The following is a 9,386-nucleotide window of genomic DNA, read 5'->3' as shown; positions in this document are numbered from 1 at the left end:
CACGGGATCGAAAGGAACAGGCAGCGTCTGGCGCATCGGCAGGCTTTCAGGTAGGATAGTCCCACCCGAAACCCGAGGAGAGAACGTGCAAGAGACTACGACGGATACAGCAGGTGCCGCACACGCAGAGACGAACGCCTCCCCTAGCACCGTGGCCGTGCTCATCCCCTGCTACAACGAAGCCCTAACCATCGGCAAGGTGGTCGACGACTTCCGCCGCGTGCTGCCCGAGGCCACCGTCTACGTCTACGACAACAACTCCTCCGACGGCACGGCCGACATCGCGCGCGAGCACGGGGCCGTGGTGCGCGCGGAGCGGCGCCAGGGCAAGGGCAACGTAGTGCGCCAGATGCTACGCGACGTGGACGCGGACTACTACGTCATGGTCGACGGCGACGACACTTACCCCGCCGAGGCCGCGCCGGAGCTGCTAGCCCCGCTCATGGCCGACGAGGCCGACATGTGCGTGGGCGACCGCCTGTCCAACGGCACCTATGGCGAGGAGAACGACCGGGCCTTCCACGGCTTTGGCAACGACCTCGTGCGCTTCCTCATCAAGCACATCTACGGCTTCGAGTTCTCCGACGTCATGACGGGCTACCGCGCCTTCAACGCCGTGTTCGCCAAGACCATGCCGGTACTCTCGCCGGGCTTCGAGATAGAGACGGAGCTGTCCATCCACGCGGTGGACAAGCGCTGGCGCATCGCTGAGGTGCCGATCGGCTACCGCGACCGGCCCGAGGGGTCCGAGAGCAAGCTGGACACGTTCTCCGACGGCATGAAGGTGCTGCTCATGATCATGTCGCTGTTCAAGGACTACCGGCCGTTGGCCCTGTTCTCCTGGGTAGCGCTGCTGTTCTGCGTGCTGGGCCTCGTCGCCGGGCTCCCCGTGGTGTGGGAGTTCGCCGCCACCGGCCTGGTGCCGAAGCTGCCGAGCGCCCTTCTGGCCGTGGCGCTCGTATTCATCGGGCTTCTGGCGTTCACCTGCGGACTCATCCTGGACACGGTGGTGAAGGGCTCGCGCAAGCAGTACGAGATACAGGTGACGGAAGCGTATCGGGAGTACGGGCGCAACTAGCCCGGCCCGCGCTGCGGCACTACAGGCGAAGCATGGCAGGTTACCTTTTCGGTCTTTCGGGAAACGAGGAAGGTGACTTCTTGCTGCGAAACCGAGCCTCTTCGGCGAATATCGAGCGAGCTTTCATTTTCAATAAGCGCATGAATGCACGGGAAGGGACGGGCTGCTCTGCTGCGGGGCCTCGCACTTCCTCATGCTCGCCCGCCCCTTGTGGTGAGGAACATCTTAGCAAACGGCACTGATCATTTACAGTCGTGAATAATTGATCTTTTCTATCCATAATTTAAGGTTTACTCTATAGCTGTTATTAACCTGCTCAATAGCCTCAATCTGTAACCTATATGTTACAGATTGAGGAGAAGAGTAGAATGCCCGCGCACCGCGGCTACGACCGGGAGGCGCTGTGGGCAGCCACAATCCGCTCCCGCAGCGCCTCCTGGTCGGCAGCCACGAAGCGATACGCTACAACCTGAGGCTCGAAACTCCCCTGTTGCACGCGCTCGACACGGACAAAGCGCAGCTCCACCTCGCCTATGCCCTGCGACAACAGGGCATAGGCGTAGCATTCGGCCTGAAGAAGGTGTTTGGCGTAGATGTCGTCAGGGCGCTCGTCTGGCATGCCGCCCGTCTTATAGTCGATAACCAGTGCAGAACCGCTGTTCACAGGGCCGCGCGTGCACAGAAGGTCGATCTCGCCTTCCAGATACCCGCCTGCAAGCGGGACGGAGAACGGTACCTCAGCGCGGCGCAACGGCCACCTCATCGCATCGGCGTACACGGCACTGGCAAACCAGCACTCGCAAGCTGCTGCAAACCGCTCCCGCTGCGCATCCGAGAGGCCCAGCGCGTCGGCAAGCGCCGATCGGCGGGTGGCATCGGGCACGCGCCCCGTCTCCACGGCGAATTGAGCGGCGCGGTGAAACGCACTGCCCAAACCCGTGGCCTTGTCCGCATCGGCGGGCGGGTGGACAGCGGCCTCATCCTCCTCGGGCCACACAAGCGGCAGGTCGCCCTCGAAAGCAGACACGACGTCGAAGGCATCACCCGGCAGCGCATCGGAATGCGACAGCTGCTCTTCGCCGGTCAGGGAGGGTGCGATCGAGGTATACGAGAACACCTCCTCGCGCAAAGAACTCCAAGGGTGCCGCGGCAGCTGATCGCTACCCGCCATCCGGGGCACGGCGAAGCGAACCGGCTCGGATGCGTCGAGGAGTGCCACCGCCGTTTCCTCGTCACAGGGGACAACCGCCCCTTGGACTAGAATGCGCTCGAAGCGCGCAGGTTCACTGCCACCGAAATCCAAAAGGGCAACTCCCTCGGGGAAATCGGAGGAGCCGCAGAGCGCGCTGCGTATATCGTCTGCCAACTGCGGGTATGAGGGTGCCTTTCCTGCCGAGGGAGCCTTGACGTCGAAGGCGACGATTAGCGCCTCGCTCGCTCGCGTCAGACCCACGTACAGCTTGCGGCGCGCCTCGGCCAACTCCTCGGCAGCAGCGCGCTCGCGCAGTGCCCTACGGTAGGCATCCTGGCTGCAAAGCGCCGCCCCACGTCCGTCGCAGGCAGGACCGTCGCCTTCCAGCAAGCGGCGGGCGGCAGCCGCGTCGGCATCCTCCTCGCTGCCCGGCGCACCGGTCGCACGCCTAGCAATGCCAGGGTAGGCTTCCAGCGAGCCGCCGGCCGCCAGCGATGCCCGGGCGACGTTGGCGGCCGTCTCCACGACCAGCTTGCCCGGCGCCATGGCCGCCCCGGCAAAGTCCGCCAAGGCGACGATAGGGAACTCGAGGCCCTTCGAGGCATGGATCGTCATGATCTTCACCACATCGCCTCCCGCGCCCGAGAGCGCACCTGGCGCCTCCTTCAACCCGGTGGCCAACTCGCCTGAGAACGCACGTGCGGCGCTGGCCAGCCCCAGATGCCGCTCGCTTTCCAGCTGTTCGAGCATGCGCACGGCTTTCAGCACGTTGGCGGCCACCGCAAGTCCCGCTGCTCCCTGGCCCTGCAAGCGGGCCATCCAGCCCGAGCGCACGACCGTATCCTGCACCACCCGGGAAAGCGGGCGCGTGCGCACCTCACGCTGGGCACGTGCGAGCAGATCCACCGCATGCGCAAGGCGCTTTGGCAGCTCCGCCGTGCGCTCGGCCAGGCGCGCGAAGCCACGGTCCAGGTCGCGACGGCGCATCTCTCCGGTCTCGGCATCTTCTTCGGTAGCAAGCTCCAGCAGGTCATCCGCCGAGAGGTGCACCAGATCGCTCGTCAGCACCTCAAAGAGGGCAGCGGTGTTGGCCGGGTTCGCCAGCACTTCCACCAGCCGGGCCACCAAGCGCACCTCGGATGCCGACGCGAACAGCGACCCGCCCGTCACAGCGCACTCGAACCCTTCGTCGCGCAGCGCCTGGGCGTACACCTCAGCACGCGACATCTTCCCCAGCAGCACCACCATGTCACGAGGCGCATGGCCTTGTGTGCGCAAGGCGGCGAAACGCTCGGCGATGGCACGGGCGCAGGCACGCTTCGCGTCGTCTGTCCCCACGCCGGTATTGCGCCCCGAGGGGCTCAGGGCGCACACGAGATCGATGCGCGGGCCCGCCCCGCGATAGGTTGAGGCACGGCCAACATGCGGAGCCAGCGACATGAAGCCCTCGCCGAACACGGAGGGTTGCTCGAACACGCGGTCGACGAACGACAGTACGTCGGCATGGCTGCGAAAGTTCTTGGTCAGCTCGACGTACAGCGCATCGGTTCCCTGCGCGCGCATAGCCGTCTTATGGGCCTCGTAGACATTCACATCGGCACCGCGGAAACGGTAGATGGACTGCTGCGCGTCGCCCACGGTGCACAGGCGCGCCGACCTCTCCCCCGCCACGTACCCGATCAGGTCTATCTGCAGCTGGCTCGTATCCTGGAACTCATCGACCATGACCAGTTTGAAGCGGTCCGCGTAGCGATGCGCTACCTGCGGGTGTTCCTCGAGGGCCGCAAGCGTCTTGACCAGCAGGTCGTCGTTGTCCAGCTTGCATGCGGCGCGCTTCTTCGCCTCGTAGCGCACGGACACCTCGCGCGCCAATGCCAGCAGCTCGGCCGCACGCGGCCATGCCAGACCCAGTGCGATCTCGCGGCAGACATGGGCATGTACGTCCTGATAGGCGGCGACCTGTGCCTTCACCTCAGCAGTGCCGAACTTCTTGGGCAAATACGCGCAGCGCTCGACCACGGCGGCAAGGTCGCGCAGGGCCGACGGTGCCGATGCGCCGGCCGTCGCTTCCGTCGCCGCCCCCGGCTCCGCCCCCGCTTCCGTCGCCGCTTCCGTTGCCGCAGGCGGATTTTGCCGTGCAAGGTAATCGCCCAGCGCTTGGACGGCATCGCACGCCTGCACGCGGGCCTTCTCGGCCGCAGCGCTTTTCCCGCCCTGCTCCAAGGCTGGCCGCACTTCCTCATAGGCCAGCAGCATCGCGCGAGCGAGCGAGGAGGGCGGTGCCGGAGGCGGCCCGAAGTCGAGAGCATCCAAGCCGCCGCGCAGTCCGACCGCGCGGTCCAGCAAGCACGCCAGCATCGAGGCGACCGACGGGGCGGTCGGCAGTGCCGAGCGCGCCGGGAACTCGTCGAACAAGGCCGCGTACGAACCGCGCCCGACGATATGGTTGTCCTGCCCCAACGCCTCGTCGATGGCATCCGCCACCATATCAGCGCGCTCCGCATCGCCCACAATGCCGAAAGCCGGGTCTATCCCCAGTTCCAGTGCATGAGCGCGCAGGATGCGCGCGCACATTCCGTGGATGGTGGATATCCAGGCGCCGTCCACCCGCAAGGCCTCGTCTCCCAAGCCCTCGGCGCGCAGCGTGCGCTTGACGCGCGCCTTGATCTCGGCGGCCGCCTTTTCGGTGAACGTGATGGCCAGCACTTCGTCGATGCCGGCAGCAGCGGGCCCGCTCTCGGGCAGCAGCGCATAGGCAATACGCTGGGTGAGCGTGAACGTCTTGCCCGAGCCGGCGCCGGCAGACACGAGCAGCGGGCCATCTACGCACTCGATGCTCGCGCGCTGCCCCGGTGTACAGGAGTCGAGGTTCATAGGCTTGCTACCGCCTTCTTTCGCAGGCCAGTACTGGACAGTAGCCGCACGGGTCGCCGCCACGCGGATCGGGCGCTACAAGGCCTTCGCCCAGAGAAGCGACCGCCTTTGCAATGCCCTCCTCGACCCGATCGACCGCCTCGGCAAACGACACGGCCCCCAGCGCGTCGGCCGCCGGCCCCGGCACGCCGCACGCGTCCATGTCGACGCCCAGCAGAGCCTCCTGTCCGAGCACCGTGCGATCGATCGCACCGGCGATGCGCCCATCGCGCCCATAGGATACGTACAGCGCTCCCACAACATCCAGCCCCAGCACACGACGAACCGCTTGCGCGTAGATAAGCGCCTGCACCTTATGGGGCAGCACGGTGTCGCCCGCCTGCGCCGCAGGAGAAGCCGAAGCCAACGCGTAATCGCCGGTCAACGACCCTTTGTAGTCGATGACGACCGCCTGTCCATCCTCGTTCACATCGATGCGGTCGATGCTGCCGCGCAAGGCGCACCCGGCATATTCGAACAGCTCGGCAGACCCGAAATCGTACTCGAAGTACGTCGGTGCGAAACCGGACAACAGCTTGGCCTCGCGATCGAGGTAGCCTGCAAGCTTGCGCTCCAAGTCGCGTACTTCCGTCTGCTCAAAGGCCCCCAACGGCACCAGCGGATTGCGGCGCGGCGGCAATTCGGGCTGGAAGGCCAGATGACGGTCGAACACCTCGTGAAGCAGCACCCGGGCCTGCCCGAGGTTCTGCTCGGTGACCTTCGCATGCCCCTGCTCGATGAAATGCTCGTAAAAACTCTTCAGCACACCGTGCGAGAAGGTACCCATCTCCATCGGACCGAAACCCGCATCGGGTTCGGACAGGCGCAAACGGCGCAGCGAGAACCACTTGCACGGGCACTCCAGATAGCTCTCGAGAGCGGACGGCGACAGCAGCAGCGGCGCAGCACCGCCAGCGTGCGCAGGGCGCGGCAGCACGACGCGCGCGCGACCGGCAGCGGTCAGGTGCCCGCTCGCAGGAATATCCCATACCTCCGCGTCCTGCACGTCGTCGCCCAAGGCCAGGTTGCCATGCAGGTCGTCCTCGCCCGCCGTGCTCGCAAAGGAAGCCAGCGCCGCGGTAAGCCCCGTCGCACGGTCCAGGTCGCCGCTTTGCGTCGGATCGTTGCGGTAGCAGTCCAGCAACTCCTCGTACATGACGGACGGATAGGCCTCATCGGCATCGACCGTGTTCAAAGGCCGCTCGCACACTACCGCATCGCGCGCCGTCGCAAGAGCGCGGAAGAACCGTCGCCGCGTCGCCGTAAGCGCGTCGATCGCACACCCTAGCTCCAGCTTCTCCAGCAGCAGCGTGCCGCCATCCTCGGCTGGGCGCACTGGGTAAGCAGCAGCCGACAGATCGCACAGCACCAACGTCGAGCACGAGCAGCTTGGACGCTCGGCAGCATCGGCAAGAGACAGGAACAGCACGTCAGGATGGGAGTCTTCCCTCACCGTCCCGCACCCCCGCACAGCAGGCGAGAGCGGCGCGCCGTCCACGCGTGCGCCTTGCGCGACCGATACCTGCTCCAAAAGCGGCAGCGCACGCGTAAACGACATGCCCACCTCGTCGCAGGCCTGCACGAAACGGCGAGCCGCGCCGGCGGCCGCCAGCTGCTCGGCCCGGTACGCCGCATCCAGGTCGCCCCTGCGACGCAAACGCGCCTCAAGCGCCGCCAGCGCCCCGTCGGCATCACCCTGCGCGAACGCGGCCAGCGCCTCGCGCGCCGCATCGCTTGCCTCGGCCAAGTCGGTCGCAATACGCGCCCGATCGACCATGCGGTTGCCCCGCCATGCGGCGTCGAGTGCATAGGCGGCTCGCTGCGCAACACCCGAAAACGAGCTGAGCACAAAATCGGAAGCCTGCGACACGCGGTACTCGCCGCCGAGGGCAAAGCCCGCAAGCGCCAGGAACGCACGCCCGAAATCGGTCTCGGCAAACGTCGTGCGGAAGGAGACGGCTGCCGAGACGCCGCGGCCGGCCACGTAGTCCGCCACGTCCGAGAACGCCGCCGCAGGGTCCCGCGCCACCACGCATACAGGAAGCGTCGCCCTGCCGTCCGATGCCGCCCGCTCGCGCTCGTACAGCACTGCGTCGACCGCCGTGCGCGCCACCAGGGAGGCTGCGGCGTAGCGACCGGCGGGCAGCAGGAACCGCACCGCCCCCGTCGGCGTGAGAGCGTCCCCGGCTGCGGGCGAGAAAAGCCGGTCGAGCAGCCCTTGCAGCTCGGGCGCGCGGGCACCGCGATCCGCCGCGCGGCAACCATCGTCAACGCGCACCACGTCCACGCGTTTTGCCAGTGCGTCCAGCATGCGCCCGAAAGCACATCCCAGGTTATCGAAGCCCAGCAGCACCAAAGGAGGCGGCGCGTCGAGCACGACGGGCAAGCGGCAGGCGGCTTCCGACAACTCGCATTGCCCTCGTCGGCGAAGCGCATCCGCGTAGCGCACCAGCGTCGCGACAGCCGCCCGCTCGCCTTCGCTCAACGCCGCCTCATCTGCCCGCACCTCGTTGCCGATGAGAAGGGGCAGCGCGTCGCGCGCAAGCCCCGCCACCAAATCGACGGTGCCCGGCGTAGCCGCAAGCCCGCTCACCGCCTCTCCGGCATCCATCACGTCGGACCCGTCTGACAGCAGGCGGCGTATCAGCAGCGTGCGCTCGACCGGCGCCACGATACGCCTGCCATCGCCGAACACCTCATGACGGTCCTCGACCCACGACGGCAGCGTCTCCACCCGCACACCGAGCGCAAGGGGACCCTGCGCAAGCGCACAGCGGACGCGCGCGACCGCAGCAGGCGTCGGCACCAGGATAACCGGCATCTCGCCAGCACGCAGGTGCTCGGCGACCACGTCGGAAGCTTCTTCCAGGGCGGAAGTCGCGTTGTCTGCAATTTCGATTCTATAGGACATAGGGCTATTGTACCCGCGCGCATCGCGCCGGATGCGCTAGAATGGCGGCCATGCAAAAGAACACCTTGAAATATTCGGCCCTCGTATTCGCGGGCGGTGCCAGCTACGGCATCATGGCCACTACCGTGAAGTTCGCGTTGAACGACGGCTTTTCCTGGACGCAAATAGCAGCCAGCCAGCCCCTGTTCGGCACGCTGCTATTTGCGGCAGCCCTCTTGGTGCTGATACTACGCGGCAAGCGCCCCGTACGGCTGTCGCCAAAACGCATCGCCAGCCTTCTGGCCTTGGGCCTGACCACGTGCACCACCTGCGTGCTGTACAACTTCGCCCTGACGAAACTTCCCGTCGCCGTCGCCATCACGCTGCTGTTCCAGTTCACCTGGATAGGCGTGGTCATCCAGATCATCGTAACCAGACGGCGGCCACAACCCGCCGAATTGGCTGCAGCCGCCATCATCTTGGGCGGCACCTTGCTGGCAAGCGGCCTGTTCTCGGAGGCGCTCGACCAGGTCGATCCGCTCGGCGTGGTTTGCGGCCTGCTCTCGGCCGTCAGCACCGCGCTCTTCATGTTCCTGTCAGGCCGCATCGGCGTGGACCTGCCGCCCATCCAACGCGGCCTGTTCGTATGCCTGGGCGCCTGCATCTTGGGGTTCATCGCGTGCCCGACGTATTTCGCCAGCGGGGCCTTGCAAGCAGGCATTTGGAAGTACGGGCTGGTTCTCGGCGCATTTGGCCTACTAATCCCGGTTATATTATTCGGCATCGGCACACCGCATCTGCCCACGGGTCTGTCCACTATCATGGCCTCTTCCGAGCTACCCTGCGGCATCCTTGTCTCGGTGTTGATCCTCGGCGAGCCCATCGACGTCCTGCAGACAATCGGCATCGTAGTCATTCTCGCCGGGGTCGTGGTGTCCCAGCTGCCGAACCTGCTGCCCCCCAAGTTGCCCGATTCCACAACCTGAGGGAAATAAAAAGACCCGCTCCATCGGAACGAGTCTGCAAGTTTGGTGCCCCCAACGGGAATCGAACCCGTGTCTCAGCCTTGAAAGGGCCGCGTCCTGACCTCTAGACTATGGGGACATGCGCGTTTTCCTTTGCAGAAAACAGCTTGCATATTATCGCAAAGCATTCCTGCCATTGCAAGAGTAAATTTTGAAAGGTTTTCCCGAGGCGGACTGAAGCTGGAAACAGGGGCCCTGCGCGCCGTCAGACTTTTCACGCTGTCTCGGGTTTTTGCTGTATTAGAGTGCTCGCCGACTGAGTTGACAGCTCTTAACCAAACTTAGACA

The 9,386-nt window shown here is 65.6% G+C and carries 4 protein-coding genes and 1 tRNA gene; 2 read left to right on the top strand and 3 right to left on the bottom strand.

Annotated elements, in window-relative coordinates; genetic code table 11:
* The first annotated feature begins 151 nt into the window (after positions 1-151).
* Positions 152-1,078 (top strand): glycosyltransferase family 2 protein, encoded by a 927-nt coding sequence (locus RR842_RS09455; RefSeq protein WP_332514293.1) that lies wholly within the window; start codon positions 152-154, stop codon positions 1,076-1,078.
* Positions 1,079-1,463: 385 nt separating this feature from the next.
* Here the strand turns inward: RR842_RS09455 and RR842_RS09450 are convergent, their stop codons facing one another.
* Together RR842_RS09450 and RR842_RS09445 are read right to left on the bottom strand one after the other, a co-directional pair.
* A complete protein-coding gene (locus RR842_RS09450; RefSeq protein ID WP_332729580.1) occupies positions 1,464-5,144 on the bottom strand; it encodes a UvrD-helicase domain-containing protein in 3,681 nt (1,226 codons plus the stop codon).
* 7 nt (positions 5,145-5,151) lie between these two features.
* On the bottom strand, positions 5,152-8,094 hold the full coding sequence (locus tag RR842_RS09445; RefSeq protein WP_332729578.1) for a PD-(D/E)XK nuclease family protein: 2,943 nt from the start codon (positions 8,092-8,094) through the stop codon (positions 5,152-5,154).
* 65 nt (positions 8,095-8,159) lie between these two features.
* Between RR842_RS09445 and RR842_RS09440 the strand changes: the two genes are divergently transcribed.
* Positions 8,160-9,059 carry an EamA family transporter gene (locus tag RR842_RS09440; RefSeq protein WP_332729576.1) on the top strand — a complete coding sequence of 300 codons (900 nt, stop codon included), beginning with the start codon at positions 8,160-8,162 and terminating at the stop codon, positions 9,057-9,059.
* Between the two features lie 43 nt (positions 9,060-9,102).
* Here RR842_RS09440 and RR842_RS09435 read toward each other — a convergent pair.
* Positions 9,103-9,177: transfer RNA gene (locus RR842_RS09435), tRNA-Glu, on the bottom strand.
* Between the last annotated feature and the right edge of the window lie 209 nt (positions 9,178-9,386).

The organism is Gordonibacter sp. (assembly GCF_036667095.1).
Taxonomy (GTDB): domain Bacteria; phylum Actinomycetota; class Coriobacteriia; order Coriobacteriales; family Eggerthellaceae; genus Gordonibacter.
This window is presented reverse-complemented; position numbering and strand designations above follow the sequence as displayed.